Origin of the sequence: Gordonia jinhuaensis, assembly GCF_014639795.1 — a bacterium.
Taxonomy (GTDB): Bacteria; Actinomycetota; Actinomycetes; order Mycobacteriales; family Mycobacteriaceae; genus Gordonia_B; species Gordonia_B jinhuaensis.
On record NZ_BMGC01000002.1, the window covers coordinates 24,448 to 38,300 of the forward strand.

General features: G+C 67.2%; 13 protein-coding genes and 1 tRNA gene. 6 read left to right on the plus strand and 8 right to left on the minus strand.

Going from position 1 to position 13,853, the window contains the following annotated elements; all coding sequences use genetic code 11:
* Nucleotides 1–357 precede the first annotated feature (357 nt).
* The 4 genes from IEW22_RS01455 to IEW22_RS01470 form a co-directional block, all read right to left on the minus strand.
* Nucleotides 358–1,494, minus strand: coding sequence for a helix-turn-helix domain-containing protein (locus IEW22_RS01455; RefSeq protein ID WP_188584821.1), 1,137 nt, complete (start codon nt 1,492–1,494; stop codon nt 358–360).
* Nucleotides 1,491–1,724, minus strand: a complete 234-nt coding sequence (gene nrdH, locus IEW22_RS01460) for a glutaredoxin-like protein NrdH (RefSeq protein ID WP_188584822.1) — start codon at nt 1,722–1,724, stop codon at nt 1,491–1,493. The genes IEW22_RS01455 and nrdH overlap by 4 nt, the downstream gene beginning before the upstream one ends.
* Entirely contained in the window at nt 1,721–3,685 is a 1,965-nt protein-coding gene (locus tag IEW22_RS01465) for a phage/plasmid primase, P4 family (protein WP_188584823.1), read from the minus strand. Before IEW22_RS01465 ends, nrdH begins: the two co-directional genes overlap by 4 nt.
* 153 nt (nt 3,686–3,838) lie before the next feature.
* Complete coding sequence (locus IEW22_RS01470; protein WP_188584824.1) at nt 3,839–4,087, minus strand: helix-turn-helix domain-containing protein; 249 nt, start codon at nt 4,085–4,087, stop codon at nt 3,839–3,841.
* A 140-nt stretch (nt 4,088–4,227) separates the two neighbouring features.
* On the opposite strand from IEW22_RS01470, the gene IEW22_RS01475 reads away from it, so the two are divergent.
* Entirely contained in the window at nt 4,228–4,716 is a 489-nt protein-coding gene (locus IEW22_RS01475) for a helix-turn-helix domain-containing protein (RefSeq protein WP_188584825.1), read from the plus strand.
* 1,033 nt (nt 4,717–5,749) lie between these two features.
* Here IEW22_RS01475 and IEW22_RS01480 read toward each other — a convergent pair.
* Together IEW22_RS01480 and IEW22_RS01485 are read right to left on the minus strand one after the other, a co-directional pair.
* Nucleotides 5,750–5,977 carry a helix-turn-helix domain-containing protein gene (locus tag IEW22_RS01480; RefSeq protein ID WP_188584826.1) on the minus strand — a complete coding sequence of 76 codons (228 nt, stop codon included), beginning with the start codon at nt 5,975–5,977 and terminating at the stop codon, nt 5,750–5,752.
* A 326-nt stretch (nt 5,978–6,303) separates the two neighbouring features.
* Nucleotides 6,304–6,376, minus strand: a tRNA-Asn gene (locus tag IEW22_RS01485).
* A gap of 269 nt (nt 6,377–6,645) precedes the next feature.
* Here IEW22_RS01485 and IEW22_RS01490 point away from each other — a divergent pair.
* From IEW22_RS01490 to IEW22_RS01510, 5 genes are all read left to right on the plus strand, one after another.
* The gene (locus IEW22_RS01490; RefSeq protein WP_188584827.1) at nt 6,646–6,888 is read left to right on the plus strand and encodes a hypothetical protein; all 243 of its coding nucleotides are present in this window, start codon (nt 6,646–6,648) and stop codon (nt 6,886–6,888) included.
* 94 nt (nt 6,889–6,982) lie between these two features.
* On the plus strand, nt 6,983–7,618 hold the full coding sequence (locus tag IEW22_RS01495; protein WP_188584828.1) for a hypothetical protein: 636 nt from the start codon (nt 6,983–6,985) through the stop codon (nt 7,616–7,618).
* Nucleotides 7,619–7,699: 81 nt separating this feature from the next.
* Nucleotides 7,700–9,343: a fatty-acid--CoA ligase FadD5 gene (fadD5, locus tag IEW22_RS01500; RefSeq protein ID WP_188585010.1), complete on the plus strand. Its 1,644-nt coding sequence runs from the start codon at nt 7,700–7,702 to the stop codon at nt 9,341–9,343.
* Nucleotides 9,344–9,410: 67 nt separating this feature from the next.
* Complete coding sequence (locus IEW22_RS01505) at nt 9,411–10,223, plus strand: serine hydrolase domain-containing protein (protein WP_188584829.1); 813 nt, start codon at nt 9,411–9,413, stop codon at nt 10,221–10,223.
* A 188-nt stretch (nt 10,224–10,411) separates the two neighbouring features.
* Complete coding sequence (locus IEW22_RS01510) at nt 10,412–10,930, plus strand: DUF3145 domain-containing protein (protein ID WP_188584830.1); 519 nt, start codon at nt 10,412–10,414, stop codon at nt 10,928–10,930.
* Between the two features lie 169 nt (nt 10,931–11,099).
* On the opposite strand, the gene IEW22_RS01515 is transcribed toward IEW22_RS01510, so the two are convergent.
* Together IEW22_RS01515 and IEW22_RS01520 are read right to left on the minus strand one after the other, a co-directional pair.
* Complete coding sequence (locus tag IEW22_RS01515; RefSeq protein ID WP_188584831.1) at nt 11,100–12,551, minus strand: acyl-CoA carboxylase subunit beta; 1,452 nt, start codon at nt 12,549–12,551, stop codon at nt 11,100–11,102.
* 35 nt (nt 12,552–12,586) lie between these two features.
* A complete protein-coding gene (locus IEW22_RS01520) occupies nt 12,587–13,852 on the minus strand; it encodes a KasA/KasB family beta-ketoacyl-ACP synthase (protein WP_188584832.1) in 1,266 nt (421 codons plus the stop codon).
* Nucleotide 13,853: the final 1 nt, after the last annotated feature.

The window sequence follows — 13,853 nt, forward strand, 5'->3', positions numbered from 1 at the left end:
CGCTGCAGGCCGCTGAGCGGGCCGCTGCGGGCCGCGGAGCCCCTCGTGGCCGCTGCAACTGCGCGGTCGCCGCCCGGAGCCGTCACCGGCGCCGTCAGCCCCCGGAAGGAACCCCTGGTCGACGGCCCGGCGATCGGCGGGGATAAATCCACGGAAAAGAGACGGAAGAATTGCACCGCAGGACGCAGGAAAATGGTTATGAATAAATGCCCGAGCGCCCGGAAAGAATGTCGCTGAGAAATGCACATCGACATCGAAACAATGACCGACGACCCCACTGGATAAATGCCGCCGACAAATGCAGCAGGCCCCGATCCCGTGGTGGGATCGGGGCCTGCCTGCAGCCATCTGCTCACATCAGAGCACTGACTCCACCAGCGTATGCGAGTGGCGGCCGTGCGGCTGCCTGGTTGCGTCCGCCAGCTCCTCGCCGGACGCCCTCCACTTCCGCACCAACGTCCGGTCCACGCCGACCGCGTCCGCGACGGCCCGCTGGCTCTCGCCCGCAGCGGTCAGCCGCAGGACCTCCGCCACCACCTCCACCGGCTTGATGGTCCCCGTGGCGGCGTGGACCGCCCTGGCCAGCTCGATGGTCGACTCGTCCACCGGAGCGGCCGACTCCAGCGGCTGATCCGCCACTGCGGCGGGCCCAGCCGCCATCGTGGGCGACTCGGCCACCGGGTGGGTGATTGCGGCGGTGGGCGCGGTGGGCGACTGGTTGGTTGCGGCGGTCTCGTCGACGGCCGCCGGAGCCTTCGCCACCGGCTGCTGGTGGTGGATGGTCGACTCGCCGGTGGACTCGGCCACCCCCCCGCTGACCTGCGGTGGTTCCCCGGAATCACCCACGGAACCAACCACGGAGTCGGCCGAGTCGCCCACGGGATCACCCACCGAATCGCCCACGGCAGCCGCCTCTGCGCCGGTGGTGGTCGAGTGGCTGGTCGGAGCGGCCGAATCGCCCACGACGGTCATCGCCGGTGATGGGCGATCCGCCACGGTGGTGGTGACCGGTGGGACGACCGGCATCGGCCGATCATCCGCCACCGGCGCTGCCGGCTCGTTGGCCACCACGGCCTGATCGCGCCGGATCAGGTCGCTGGCCGCCCACAGCGCCAGCGTCGCCCCGATGATGGGCAGGTCCACCGTCAGCGGCGCCAGCCACGCCAGGTGCCGCTCGATGCCGAACAGCTCTCGTGCGGCATAGGCCAGCGCCTCGTAGCTGATCGCGAACGAGATCACGGCCACCACCGCGGCCAGCCCGGCGGTCACGGCCCGCACCCACCCGCCGAACCGCTTGGCGGTCAGCACCGTCAGCTCGGTCATCATCAGCAGCAGCAGCGGGAACACCGCCGCGCCGACCGACGCCAGCACGGACCCGCCGGTGACCGAGTGGGCGTGCAGGGCGTTGCCCGCCACCGACAGGGCCACCCCGGCCACCAGCACCACGGCGTAGTACCCGCGCTTGTGCTCCTCGGACCTGTTCGGCTTGGTCATGCGACCATCTCCTTCGCTAGATCCTCGATACGTCCGGGACGGAACCCGGACCAGTGATCGTCGCCGACCACCACGACCGGCGCCTGCAGGTAGCCCAGGGCCATCACGTAGTCGCGGGCCTCGGGGTCCTGGCTGATGTCCACCACCTCGTAGTCGAGGCCGTGCTTGTCGAGAGCCTTGTAAGTCGCGGTGCACTGCACGCACGAGGGCTTGCTGTAGACGGTGATCATGCGGCATCACCGCCCTCGATCTCAGGGGCGCGTGCCAGATCGCGGGTCCATTTGTCGAGGATTGCCGCGACCCTCTCATCGGTCTCGTGGGCCGGACGGCGGCCAGAGCCGGTGGCCGGGGCCTGCTGCTGCTCGGCGTCGGCGATGGCCTGTTCCACGGCGCGGTCGGACGCCGCCACCGCTGACGCAGCGGCGTAGAACTCACCGAAGCCGTACTTGGTCGCGGTGACGCGGGTCAGCGCCGGGCACCGGCTTGGCAGACTCTGAGCCCTGGCGATCGTGCCCGACGGCGTGTTCACCATGCGGGTCCAGCGGGCCAGCTGGCCGTACCCGGTCAGCTCCTCCTCGAAGTCAGACTTCGAGTTGCCGTCGCGAGGAACGAGCCGCACCTTGCCGAACTCGCCGAAGTGCTCGATGACGAACTTGGCCCCATCGCTGCCGATCCAGCCGGTCAAGCGCGGCTTCTTGCGGTTGTCGTTGCCGTCCCGCTCGTCGCGCCAGAGCCCGCTGCCGGTCGCCTCCGGCACCAGCCGGTCCAGAAACGCGCGCTTCTCGACGGGGACAGAACCCTTGCGGGTGCCCCGCATCCAGCCGACGTACGCGTCGTGGAGCATGTCCAGGGGCAGCGAATCGAGTCCGCTCCCGGCGAAGACCTCGCCGAACTCGGCCCAGAACGCGACCACGCTGTCGTTGTTCTCGCGGTAGGAGTCCAGCGCCGCGCTCACCTCGGCAGTCTCCGTCAGCGAGTCGATGGCGCCCAGCTGCATGGCCTGCCACACGAGCCACTCGCGCACGCCGTCGCGCTTGACGTAGTCCGCCTTGATGGCCGGGTCCTTGGCGATCTCGGTGCCCTTGTCCATGAACCGCTTGTTGAACTTGACGATGAACAGCCGCCGGTCGACCGCTCCGGTCTTGTCCTTGATCTTCGGAAGCCTGTTGACGCTGAAGATCATCGGCACGTACAGCTTGACCGAAACCGGATCCTTGTGCTTGCGGTTGACCTGGATCGAGTCGTGCGACGAGATCGCCTTGAGCAGTCCTGACGACGCCATGAACCCGTCCGGGTTCGACTCGTCGGACAGGTTGGCGACCGCGCCGATGAGCTGGGTCAGCATGAAGCTGTCGGTGGCCCCGCCGAACGCCTCCAGCGGGATCGAGACGCACCGACGTCCCGTCGACCCGCCCAAGATGCACCTCAACATCTCAAGGACAGTGCCCTTGCCGTTGGACCCGTCCTCTGCGTACAGCATGACGACCTTGTCGTCGCGGAACGAGCGGGGGCGCATCGCCCAGTTCACCAGCTCCAAGATCGTGCGAGCACCCTGCTCTGAGCCCATTGTTTCCACCAGCCAGCTCCACGGGTCCCACGAGGTGCCGTCAGCCCTGGTGATGACCGGCAGCGGAGGCTCGGTGAGAGGCATCCGCGTGCGCACCTTGGACAGCACCACCCGATCGGGCGAGTGCGGCTCGCGCTCCCCGGTGGACACGTGGTAGACGCAGTCCTCGAAGAACACCAGATCTGAGTCCTCGCACTGGCGCCGCAGCGGCGCGAGGTCGCGGATCGCCCGCAGGCACTCGTCGAGGTACGAGCCCTTGGCGGTATAGAAGACCTCGCGCATCCAGCCCGTCAACCGGTTGGAGGAGCCGAACGCCTCCACGTGGCAGCCCTCGTCGGCGTCGTAGACCGCGAGCATCGCGCTGTCTCGGTTCTCGCCGTCGTCGGTCGGGATCAGAACGACCCGGTTGTACGCCAGGAGCAGCTCGGCCGCCTGTCGCGGATACAGCTCCCTGATCCCGCGCGGTTCCTGCTCGCGGGCCTTGCACCACGCCGCGAGAGCGAGGTTCGTCGCCTTCAGCAGCTCGGCCTTGGCCCGCTGCGGGCTCCCTCGGAGCGCCTCCGGGCGGTCCGTCCCGCGCAGGAACTTCTTGGTGGCCGCGGCGATGACCTCGTCCTCAGTCATCGCCCGCATGTCCCGCGCGCCGCTCGCGCCATCGGAGGCGGATGCAGTAGTATGCGTAGTTGTACCCATTAATCGCTCCTTCCAGGCGATCAGAGGCACCCTCGCGGACCTGTTACCAGCAGGCCCAGTAGCGGGGGTGCTTTTCTTGTATGGTCAGGCCGACGTGGCCTGCAGATCGAACTGCTTAGTGATGTAGGCCTGCACGTCCGAGCGCCGGACGTAGCGGTGCTTGCCGATCCAGATCGACGGGATCTCCGCGTTCCGCAGCAGCTTCTGCCACCTCTTGATCCCGAAGCCGGTCTCCGTGCGAACCTTTTCGCTGAGGCCCATGTCGTCGGGCAGTGCGCTCGTCACCGCTCGAACCGGTTCGCTGACGATCACGTCCGCTGGCGTTGTGGCCATCGCTGCCTCCCTAGTCGGTGGATATGGATTAATCCGATTAATCCGTGCTTCCAAGGTAGCACGGACCCAGCCGAGCGAGCGTCGACACGTTGGCAACGTCGGGCAGACAGGAAGTCAGTGCAAGACCGTACGATTTAGCGATGCCTGCCAAGAAAGTCGAGATCGGCGAGAGCGGCCGCACGGTTGCGCTCAACGTAGCCTTCCACCGAGCCTCCCAGGGGATGACGGCCGCGGAACTGGCCGCGAAGGTCAATGCCAACGGCAGGGCCCTCGCCCAGCAGACGATCGGAGAGATAGAGAACCTCCGGCGCCGCTGCGACGTCGACGACCTGATCGCGCTCGCGCAAGGCCTCGGCGTATCACCAGCCACGCTGCTGATGCCTCGCTCCGACGATCCGCACGAGTCGGTCGCCTTCACCGGCGGCGACATCGACGAACCCGGCAGCACCGGCCGGCAGCGCATGCCGGCGCATGTCGTCTGGCAGTGGCTCTGCGCGAGGATGCCGCTGATCCACCCCAGCGAGCACGACAGCGACCCGACGCACTACGAGCAGTACGTCGAATACTTCGACCAGCGGGCCACGCCCGCCTGGTCGAGGATCGACCGGTCCCGGGACGACGAGGCCTGATAGATCCAGCGTCGCGACGCCGGTGCTGGACCGACCCAGCAGCCCTCGGCCCGACGAGGAGAAGGCGACGATCGGGCCGCCCTCGACGCCCCTGCTGGTCCAGTGCCGCTCCCGCTGGTCCAGTCGAAAACGGCGTTGGACCACCCATTGGACCAGCTGTATGCGCAGGTAGAAGCATGTTTTCGACGGGCGTGGTCCAATGGTCCAATCGATGAGGCCCAAACTCCAAAGCGCGCGCATGCGCGCACGAGCGCGCACATGTATTAAAAGTGCGATGTGATTGGACCATTGGACCAGTGAAGAAGAAAATATAGTCTGACCTGGCGTTATGGGTGGTCCAATGGGTGGTCCAATGGGCAAAATGACTGGACCACCCATTGGACCACTGGACCAGGCCCTGCTCCGGGGCCCTGCTGCCGATCGGGTGCTCCCAGCGGATGCTGCCCTTCCCTGACCGTCCCGCGAATCAGTGCGATGGCTGCTCAACCCGCAGCACGAGACGCAGGAGAGAGGTGCACTCCGAGGGATGCTCCCGCGCCGGTCCACCGCCGACATGGCAGCCGAGCCCACCAGCAGCCTCCCGTCCAAGCTCCCCACCGCAGCCTGCACCTCACACCCGTCCTATCGCCGCCGGGCGAGCTGCTGAACTCAGCGGCTCAGGACAAGTAGTAGGACACTGCAGGAAGGCGGGTGCTTCCCACGGGAACCGGGGCGGTCGCCGCCGGGCCGGAGGACGGCGCGCGACCGACCGGGCCTGCTGCCCACCGCGGCATCCTCACCGTCCGCTGCCGGACCGCCACCGCCGACGATGGCTTCCTGCGCCCTCCGGCTCGGTCGGGTACGGGCCCACGGGTACAGATTGTGCCGCTGCCTCATTTCGTACCCGGCGCCGGTACCCGGCCGCGCCGGGGCAGCCGGGCCCACCGGCCGCCGGACCCCAGCCAACCCGGCGCGGCCGGGTCCCGCTGCCCGCGCCGCAGAACGAACGAGCCCCCGGCAGCAGTGCTGCCGGGGGCCTGTGCACCGAGGCGGATCAGCTGGCGACGCCATCGGTGTGGCCGTTCTCCAGCAGGGCCCGCAGCGACGGGCTCGGAACGCGCACCGGCACCCCGCGCTCCCGCTTGAACAGCGTTGTCAGCCGGCCCGCGGCGATCAGGCGCCACACCTGGCGCTCGCTGATCCGCAGCCGGGCGGCCACCTCGGGGACGGTGAAGGCCTGCAGGTCGTCGGCGAGGCCGACGGGACTGGCAGTCGTGGACATGACGGAACTCCCAAAGGATCTTGGTGTTCCGCACGGATCTATTGCATCAGTTCTGCGGCGGGCCTCGCACGATGCGGCGGCCCTGTCGTTATCCCCCCGCTCGCACCAGGTCCGCTGATGCTCCACAGGCTGTCCGCCTGAACGCGCTCGACCGCCCTCGCAGGCGACCGGTGGGGTCCGTATGCGCCCCATTATCCACATCTGCCATGCCGTGTCAATGGTCTGCCAACAAAGGCGCATTCAATGGCCCACGCAGGGCCCACGGGCACTCGTTGCGACGGACCCATGAAAGCAGAAAACCCGCTGTGACCAGCGGGTTTTCCTTGCTCCCCCAACTGGACTCGAACCAGTAACCGTTCGATTAACAGTCGAATGCTCTGCCAATTGAGCTATGGGGGATTGTGCTCACGGTGTCGGTGGTGATCCATCGGCAACCGCTGGAGAACTGTATCTTACCCACCCCGGGACACTGCAAATCGGCTGGTCAGAGAGGTGGCATCGATCGGCTCTCCACCGCAGCGTGCCGATCGGGCAGGATGGGTGTCACCGTGCGGTCGGATCTGTGGGGATCACCGAGTGAGTCCACGATCGCCGAGCCGCCCGTCTACACGATCGAGCCGCACCCACACCATCGAGTCGGCTGCATAACCTCTGGAGGCTGTGTTCACATGCTGCGTACGGTTGCCGCTATCGGAATCGGATATGTCCTGGGCGCCAAGGCCGGGCGCCGACGCTACGAACAGATCAACCGCGCCTACCGCGCCGTCGCCGACTCGCCGGCGACCAAGAAGGCCGTGGGTGTGGGCAGGCAGAAGCTGTCGGAGCAGTTGAGCACCCAACCGCCGCTCACCACTCTCGTCGCGATTGACGAGAAGACCGTGGTCCTCGGGCCCGACGAACAGGCTCGCTGAGTCCGACGCCGCCGTCACGGGGTCTGGCGAACACGACGCCGCAACTCGGCCAATCACAGTGGACGGCCACCCGAGAGGCGCTACGTTGGCCCCGATGAGCATCTCTGAGGACGCCGCGACCACTGCCGGCGACTCCGCTGCCGGCGACGCGCCCGGCGACACCGCTGGCGGTGCATCCGGTGTGCCCGTCGCGAGGTCTCGGCGTCCCGTGAGCCGGCCGGCTCGTCGATGGATCCTCGTGGTGGTTGTCGCTGTCGCGATCGCGGCGCCCACCGCGGTGGCCGTCACCTATGCGACGAAGTATTACGACGCCCGCTCGTCGGCGCGGCACTCGGTGACCTCGCCGGCCTTCGCCGCGGATGCGATGGACACCGCGCGTCGCTATGCGGCCGAGCTGCTCACGTATGACGCCGCCGGCTACGACCGGCTCGACGCGCGGATCAGGCAGATCTCCACACCGGCCTTCGCCGACACCTACATCCGCGCCTCGGCGCAGGCACGGGAGGGCAACGCCGCGGTGTCGGGGTCGTCGCACGCGGAGTCCAAGGAAGCAGGCATCGAGTCGATCTCGCCGACCCGAGCGGTGGTGCTCGCGACCCTCGACCAGACGGTGACCTCTCCGCAGCTCACCGCCGACGTCCCCGCAGGCGTGCCGTATCAATCCCGGGTGCGCATCACGCTGGTCCGCCAGGACGGCCATTGGCGTATCGACGACTTCGCGGTCGTCTGACGAAATATGTGATCTAAGCCTCACACACCCACTAGCGTATGGGTACCAAGTGAGAGGACCGTCACTGTGACTGCAGCACCGATCGATTCGCCTGTCAGTGCCGACCGCAGTACCGGTCGCGACGCCGCCGATCCGGCTGCCGAGGCGGCCCGGTACGGGCGGCGGCACTGGAACAACCAGATCCGCCGCCACGCGATGATGATCGGCGACCAGACCGCGTTGCGTTTCGCCGGAGAGTCGATTACCTGGGCCCAGCTGTCACACCGAGTCGACGCGCTCGGCGCGGCGTTGAGCCGTCGCGGCGTCGGCGCGGGCGACCGCGTGTTGATCCTCATGCTCAACCGGCCCGAAGTTCTCGAGACGGTGTTTGCGGTGAATGCGCTCGGCGCCGTCGCGGTGCCGGTCAACATCCGGATGGCGGTCCCGGAAGTCGCCTACGTGGCGAGTGACAGTGGCGCCGGTGTGGTGGTGGCCGACGAGGCGCTCGCACCGCTGGCGTACGCGGTCGCCCAGCAGGTGGAGGCGATCGAACTCGCGGTCGTCACCGGCGGTGCCGACGGGCTGGCGCCCGCGCCCGTGCGCGCCGAAGCCTACGAAGACCTGATCGCCGAGGACGGGCCGGCACCGAGGGTCGATGTCGCCGACGACGCTCTGGCGCTGATCATGTACACCTCGGGCACAACCGGAAAGCCCAAGGGCGCGATGCTGTCTCACGCGAATATGCAGGCGCAGGCGATGACCACCGTCGTGTCGTTGCAGACGGACGTCGAGTCGATCTCGGTCCTTGCGGCCCCGCTGTTCCACATCGCGGCGATCGGCTCGGCCACAGCATCGATCTACATGGGGTCGACGATGGTGATCAACCCGCTGGGGGCATTCGATCCCGACAACCTGCTCGACATGCTCGAACGCGAGGGGGTCACCTCGATCTTTCTCGTCCCTGCGCAGTGGCAGGTGGTGTGCGCGGCGCAGCGTGCGCGCCCGCGGGACCTGTCGCTGAAGGTGATCTCCTGGGGTGCAGCGCCGGCGTCGCAGACCCTGCTGGCCGAGATGAACGAGACATTCCCCGACGCGCTCAACGTCGCGGCGTTCGGACAGACCGAGACCGCGCCACTGACCTGCGTGATGCACGGCGACGATGCGATGCGCAAGATCGGGTCGGTGGGCAAGGTGGTGCCCGGCGTCGCGGCCCGGATCGTCGACGACGACATGAACGACGTGCCGGTGGGCGAGGTGGGCGAGATCGTCTATCGCGGCGCGAATGTCACCTCCGGCTACTGGCACAATCCCACCGCGACCTCGGATGCGTTCCGCGGCGGATGGTTTCATTCCGGCGATCTCGTTCGAATGGACGATGAGGGCTTCATCTACGTGGTGGACCGCAAGAAGGACATGATCATCTCCGGGGGAGAGAACATCTACTGCGCGGAAGTGGAGAATGCGCTCTACGCGCATCCGGAGATCGTCGAAGCCGCCGTCATCGCCAACAGTGACCCCCGGTGGGGAGAGGTGCCGGTCGCGGTCGTGGTGCTCAGTGAGGGATCACATCTCGGCGTCGAGGAACTCAGCGCATTCCTCGACGATCATCTCGCGCGGTACAAGCATCCCAAACGGCTGGTTGTCGTCGACGAGCTGCCGCGCAACCCCAGCGGCAAAGTCGTCAAACCGACGTTGCGTGAGCGCTTCGGCGGTCGTGACGAGGGACTGGCGTCGGCGGATCGCTGACCCGGCACCCGCACATGCGTACGGGCCACCGATCACGCAGCGGGCGTCGATGTGATGCGATGAAGTCATGCGTGCCCTGGAATCGCTGACACAGTGGCCGGTCGACAATGTTGCCGCGGCGGTGGTGCGGCCCTCCGGCGAGGTCGCCGCTCACGGCGACACCGACCGGGTCTTCGAGCTGGCGTCGGTCACGAAAACTCTTGTCGCGCAGGCTGTGCTGATCGCCTGTGAGGAAGAGGCGATCAGCCTCGACGACCCGGTGGGTCCACCGGGGTCGACCGTGCGGCACCTGCTCGCGCACGCCTCGGGGCTGGCATTCGATTCCGACACCGTCGAGGCGCCGGTGGCCACCAAGCGCATCTACTCCAGCTTCGGTTTCGAACTGCTCGCCGCGCATGTCACCGAGTGGACCGACATCGCCTTCGCCGACTATCTCGCCGAGGCGGTGTGCGCGCCGTTGGGCATGATGTCGACCGCGCTGGTCGGCCCTGCCGGGCACGGCGCGCGCTCGAGTGTGGCCGACCTGTCGCGGTTCGCCGGCGAATTGCTCACACCGCAGCTGCTCAGCGGGGGACTGCATCGGGAATCGGTGACGGTCGCCTTTCCCGGTCTCGACGGTTTCGTCCCCGGCTACGGCAAGCACCGCCCGAACGACTGGGGGCTCGGATTCGAGATCCGAGCGCACAAGCATCCGCACTGGACCGGACAGACCAACTCGCCGGCCACCTACGGTCACTTCGGGCAGTCGGGGACGTTCTTGTGGGTCGACCCGGAGCTGGGGGCGGCCTGCATCGTCCTCACCGACCGCGCGTTCGGGTCGTGGGCGAAGCCGCTGTGGTCGGAGTTCAACGATGCGGTGGTCGCCGAACTCCGGTCGTGACTGCTGCGGATGCGGGGTGTGGCCCGCCTGTCCAGCACCATTTGCCACTGTAGATAGCAGAATGTAACAACATTAACTGGCGCAACACGTGTCTCATAGTGCACAATGGCGGTGTCAGATGTGCTAGTCCGATGTCGTTCGAGGGTCGTTGGGGAAGACGTTTCTCGTCGAAATCGGAGGTGGTGCACGTGCGCAATCTGAATCAGTTTGCGGACATCACGACGGGTGTGGTCTACATCCACTCGTCGCCGACGGCTCTGTGCCCGCATGTGGAGTGGGCGCTGTCGTCGACCCTTGACGCGCGAGCGAATCTCAAGTGGTCGGCGCAGGAGGCAGAAGCCGGACTTCAGCGTGCCACCGTCGACTGGGCCGGCCCGGTCGGAACCGGTGCGCGGCTCGTCGGCGCGCTGCGTGAGTGGTCTGCGCTGCGTTTCGAGATCACCGAGAACCCCAGTGAGGGTGTCGACGGTGAGCGGTTCTGTCATGTGCCGGGACTCGGACTGTGGCGCGGGGGGATGAGCGCCAACGGTGATGTGGTTCTCGGTGAGATGCAGTTGCGATGCCTGCTCGATCGCCACGGCGACACCACCAGCTTGCGGCGGGCTCTCGACCTGGCGATGGGGACCGCGTGGGATGAGGAACTCGAGGCCTACCGGATGGGGGGTGCGGGTGCCGAGGTCACCTGGCTCCAGCAGCGCGTGGGCTGAACGGCGCGGAACGAGCGGCCGTACGAGGCGGTCTAGACGCCACCGAACGACAACGCAGCAGGCCCGGATCCTCGGATCCGGGCCTGCTGCGTTGTCACGGTTGTGCTGCAGTCACCGTGTGCTGCAGAGGACGCTGGGGTGTCCGGTCTTCACCGGACACCCCAGACGGTCACAGCGGGATGTTCTTGTGGCGTCCGCGACGTACGGGTGCGGCACCGAGGGCCTCGGCGATTTTGCTCCGTGTTCTCGCGGGATCGATGACCTCGTCGACCACGCCGATCGCCACGGCGCGATCCACGCCACCGGCGATCTGCTCGTGCTCGACGGTGAGTCGCTCGTGCAGTTCATCGCGTTCGTGGTCGGCCGCGGCGGCGAGCTTCTTCTTGTGCAGGATGCCCACCGCTGCCTTGGCGCCCATCACGGCCACTTCTGAACCGGGCCAGGCGAAGACGGCTGTTGCGCCCAGCGAGCGGGCGTTCATGGCGATGTAGGCGCCACCGTAGATCTTGCGGGTCACCAGCGTGACGCGGGGGACCGAGCACTCGGCGAAGGCGTGCAGCAGTTTGGCGCCGCGGCGCACCACGCCATTCCACTCCTGACCGACACCGGGCAGATAGCCCGGGACATCGGTGATGACCACCAGCGGGATCCCGAAGGCATCGCACAGACGCACGAAACGTGCGGCCTTCTCGGCACTTTCGGAGTTGAGGCAGCCGCCCATTCGCAGCGGGTTGTTGGCGATCACGCCGACACTGCGGCCCGAGAGCCGACCGAAGCCGGTCACGATGTTGGGTGCCCACTTGGCCTGCATCTCCTCGAAGGAGGAGATCTCGGTCTCGCCGTCGGCGGCGAAACCCTTGTCCAGCAACGCCTCCACGATCGGATGGACGTCGTAGGCGCGGCGGTTCGACTCGGGGAGAAGCGCGCGCAGGTCACTGTCGTGCGCCTCGGCATCGGCGCGGTTGAAATGTCCCTGCTGCGAGAACGTTCCGATCAGCCGCCGTGCGCGCCACAGGGCATCGGGTTCGGAGTCGGCGGTGATGTGGCTGACACCGGACTTCTTGCCGTGGGTGTGCGGACCGCCGAGCGACTCCATGTCGACCTGTTCGCCGGTGACGCTTTTGACCACGTCGGGGCCGGTGACGAACACGCGGCCCTCCGGGGCCATGATCACGACGTCGGTCAGTGCCGGACCGTACGCTGCGCCGCCTGCGGCGAATCCGACCACCACCGAGATCTGCGGGATGTAGCCCGATGCGCGGACCATCGCCTCGAACACCTGACCCACCGCGTGCAATGCCTCGACGCCTTCGGCCAGCCGAGCGCCGCCGGAATGCCAGATGCCCACGACCGGAGCCTGATCGGCGATCGCGATGTCGATCGCGTTGACGATGTGGGCGCATCCCTGCGACCCCATCGCCCCACCCATGACGGTGCCGTCCGTGCAGAATGCGACGGTCCGAACGCCGTTGACGAGGCCGACGGCAGTCTGCACGCCGGAGCGGTCGCGCTCGTGGAGCGGCGACAGCGTGCCCTCGTCGAAGAAGTTCGTGAGTCGCAGGATCGGATCACGGGGATCCACGGACTCCTGCTCGTTCATGATTGGGGCGATGGTGGTCATCGAAACCCTCCTGGATCGTGCGGTGTGTGGATACGTCAGTAGCGGCCGAAGGCGAGCGCCACGTTGTGCCCACCGAATCCGAATGAGTTGTTGATCGCGTAATCGATACGCCCGTGCCGAGGTTCGCCGGCGACGACCTCGATGTCGCACTCGGGATCCTGATTTTCCAGGTTGAGTGTCGGCGGGATGACCTCGTCCTCGATGGACTTGATCGTCAGGACCGATTCGAGGGCACCGACGGCACCGATCGAATGGCCCAGAGCCGATTTCGGCGCGTACACCGCGGCGTGGTTGCCCACGGCCGCGTTGATGGCGAGTGCCTCGGCGGTGTCGCCCACCGACGTCGACGTCGCATGCGCGTTCACATGGGTGATGTCGGCCTTGGACAGGCCGGCGGTCTGGATCGCCCTGGTCATCGCCCGCGCGGCGCCGCTGCCGTTGGGATCGGGTGCCACCAGATGGAATCCATCGGAGGTGATGCCCGAACCGAGGAGGCGGGCGTGGATGTGAGCGCCGCGTGCGACCGCATGCTCCTCGCGTTCGAGGATGAGAAGTGCTGCGCCCTCACCGAATACGAAGCCGTCGCGGTCTGCGTCGAATGGACGCGACGCCCGTGTCGGCTCGTCGTTGCGAGTGCTCATCGCCCGCATCATCGCGAAGCTCGCGATCGGCACCGCATCGATGTGCCCCTCCACGCCACCGGTGATGGCCATGTCGGCATCTCCGAGGACGATCTGACGCCAGGCATGCGCGATGGCCTCCGAACCCGATGAGCACGCCGAAACCGGTGTGATCACACCGGCTTTGGCGCCCACCTCGAGACCGATCACGGCGGCCGGGCCGTTGGGCATCGCCATCGGCACGGCCAGCGGCGACACCTTGCGGTAGTTACCCGTCTCGAGCATCGCGTTGTTGTTGGCGATCAGTGCGTCGCCGCCGCCGAGTCCGGTGCCGATCACCACGGCGAGCCGTTCTTTGTCGACCTCGGGCTCATCGGCCTGCGACCACAACCGCTTACCCATGACATAGGCCACGCGTTCCACATACGACATACGTCGGGCCTCGACGCGGGAGACCTCCTCGGCGGGGTCCTTGATCATCCGGCCGCCGATGCGGACGGGCAGATCGTAATCGGTCACCCAGTCGTCGGTCAGTTCCCGGATGCCGGACTCGCCGGCGAGAAGACCCTTCCAGGTGGAATCGAGGTCCTCACCGACCGAGGTGGCCGCGACCATGCCGGTCACGACAACGCTCGGGAAGTTGCCTCCGAGTGTCGAGAAATCGCGAAGTGATGTGGTCACA